Source organism: Desulfosarcina sp. (assembly GCF_041551955.1).
Lineage (GTDB): Bacteria > Desulfobacterota > Desulfobacteria > Desulfobacterales > Desulfosarcinaceae > Desulfosarcina.
This window is the reverse complement of sequence record NZ_JBFELV010000561.1, coordinates 1-2,771: the sequence shown is the minus strand read 5'-3', so window position 1 is coordinate 2,771 and position 2,771 is coordinate 1. Positions and strand designations below refer to the sequence as shown.

At 58.4% G+C, this 2,771-nt stretch carries 2 protein-coding genes; both read right to left on the bottom strand.

Translation table 11 applies throughout. The features are described from left to right. Window positions 1–218: 218 nt before the first annotated feature. Complete coding sequence (locus ABYV26_RS24140) at window positions 219–1,130, bottom strand: nitrilase-related carbon-nitrogen hydrolase (protein WP_372683903.1); 912 nt, start codon at window positions 1,128–1,130, stop codon at window positions 219–221. Window positions 1,131–1,185: 55 nt separating this feature from the next. Next, on the bottom strand, window positions 1,186–2,520 hold the full coding sequence (locus ABYV26_RS24135; protein ID WP_372683902.1) for an MmgE/PrpD family protein: 1,335 nt from the start codon (window positions 2,518–2,520) through the stop codon (window positions 1,186–1,188). Window positions 2,521–2,771 lie beyond the last annotated feature (251 nt).

Here is a 2,771-nt window from a genome sequence, read left to right as displayed (position 1 = left end):
TTGATGGACTCGAAAAAAGTCGATAATTGCTCTTAAGTGTCATTCCTGCGTAGGCGGGAATCCAGTGTTTTCAATTGGTTGTAGATTCCCGCCTGCGCGGGAATGACACCTCTGGGGACTTTTTACGAGTCCATCAAATTTGGCTGCTTAATAGTAGCGAAATGCGATGCTGAAGGCAAGTCGATGTCGAGCGTCAAATACAGCATGGGCTTTCGTTTTTAATCCGGAACGTGCTTGCCATAAAGGATCCGGCCCAATTCCCGGTGAGTGAAGTAGGGGTCGTCGTTGCGCAGGTAAGGCAGCAGGATGCGTTTCTTGCGGACGATGTCACGGGAAATATCCGCGAAGATGGCATCGGGATCGAAGAGAGCCGCCGTGATGATGGCCTGGCCGAAGGGGTTGATGATCTCGCTGCCTCCCCAGAAACGAAACGGATTATCATCGACGGCCTCAAAACCTGAGTCGGTCGGTTTGCACGTGTCCGACCTGAGGTCTTCGAATACCTCGCAGCCCACTCGGTTGGCGCACAGGTTGTATACACCGAAAACCCGGGAGTAAAATCGGTTGATGATGTTCCAGCTCTCGATATTGGAAAACTCGTTGCCCATAGAACCCCGGGAGGAGTTGAACATGGTGATGAAGATGTCCGCCTTCTGGGTGACCCCCAAATAGGGCAGTGAGGGATGCCACAGGTCGTTGCAGATAAACGGGGCAATGGTCAGGCCTTTGAGTTTGAAGACGCGGACATGCTTGCCGCCGGAGAAAATCTTGCGCTCTTCGAAGACGCCGTAGTTAGGCAGATTCAACTTGCGGTAGGCGAACAGGATCTCTCCGTCCACGGCCACCAGGGCCGAATTGTAAAAATTCATGGCCGGGGATTCTTCGATGAATCCAACAACGGCCGCCGTGCCTTTGGTGGTTCCGACCAGTTTCCTGATCTCCGGCGAGTCCATGCGCAGGGCCGCTTCGTGATATCTTTCCCGCACAAAGTAACCGGTCAGGGAAAGCTCGGGGAATACCACCAGGTCGACCCCTTCCGCCTTGGCCGCTTCAATTTTTTCAATCGTGGTTGCCAGGTTGGTTTTGACATCCAGCAGGACCGGATCGGTCTGGTAGACTCCCACTTTCATTGATGGAACCCTTTCTTGGTCGTGGATGAAGCACAGCGCCAAACACCACCACCGTTCAGGTGGTGGCCGCCCTGCATCCGGCTATGATGGGATCGATGGATGTCCATTGGTCGGCCGATCGGATTTTTTTGATCAGATCGCCGGCTTTCAGCCGACCAATGATCGGCCCGGTCAGCCAGAGAAATTTTGCTTCCAGCTCATTGTCCGAAGGCAGCGTATTCGGCGGTTCCCACAACGCTTCGATACGGCCGGATCGGTAAATCTCACCGGCTGTGGTCTCGACCACCACTTCGGCTGGGGCTTTGGCCGGAAATTCGGCTTCAAATTCAGGGGCGACTTCGGTGGAGACCCGGTCCAGCAGGCTCAGCAGATCGGGGTCATGCAGGCGGGGCGGGAGCACCTGGCCGGGCCCGACCTCCCCATCCAGCAGCGCGGCAGCCACCGGAAAGGCCAGGCTGTACTGGGCCTCCTCCGTGTTGCGGGGGTGACCGTTGGGCAGGCGGGTGGCGGCCTCGAAGGTGCGCACGCGGATGCGCCTGATCTGATCCGGCGTCAGGTGGTGGTCCCGGACGATGTTGAGCGCACCGGCAACTGCCGGCTGCCCCCAGCGGCAGGCGGCATAGGGTTTGAAATAGAGGTTGAGGATCTCCCATTGTTGCCCCAGGTTCAGCACCAAGGATGGTTGCGGGGCGTCGTCGAACAGCGGGCAGATGCCTGTAAATCCGTCCCGGGCCATTAGGGCCGACTGCACCGCGACCATGCAGCCCCAGCCGATGCTGTCCTTGCCCATGGAGGGCGTGTCGATGCCCTTCATCATGGGGGCGATGGGCGCATGGTATTCAGCGGCACCCATGGCATGAAAAACCTGCTCCGCTGACAAGCCCAGCAGCCGGCCGGCAGCCGCCGCACCGGCAATGGCGCCCCAGCTTCCGGATGAGTGGTAGACCTGGTAAGTGGCGTGCCGGATCACGCCGGCGCGGGTGCCTAGTTCGTAGGCAATAACCAGGGCGGTGAGAAATTCCCGACCGGTGATTCCGCCGGCCAGTTCGGCGGCGGCCAGCACCGGCGGAAGGGCGCAGGCGCCGGGATGCCCCTTGGTGGGGCGGTAGCCGTCGTCGATGTCCAAGGCGTTGCCAGAAAATCCGTTGGCCAGGGCTGCGCCGGCTGCCGACACGCGCTCTCCGGCGACCAGGATGGTGGCCTGGTCGCCGCTGAATTGCTGCAAAGCGGTCTTGCGCATGATGCCGGCCACAGGGGTCTGGGACCCGGCGATCAAGGCGCCCAAGGCATCCATAAGGCAGCGTTTGGCCTGATGCTGAACCGTGTCAGGCAGATTTTCCCAACGGGTATCCAGCGTAAAATCGATGGCATGAGAAGTCAAATCACCCATGGCAAAATAAATCCAATCCTCTAAGCTTCTTGATATGACCGAATAGATGGGACCGTACCCCTGCACCGCCAGGGCACGGTCTTCTCTTGCCAAAATTAAATTCTTTAAACACCCCGGCCCAATGGCCCACGCATTCATTGTGCCGGGGATATCGGATGCTACAGCAAACCTTTGGCCTTCAGAAAGCCTTGAGCCACTTCGGAAACCGATTTCTTGTCGACGTCAACCTCGGCGTTCAAGGCAGACATGGT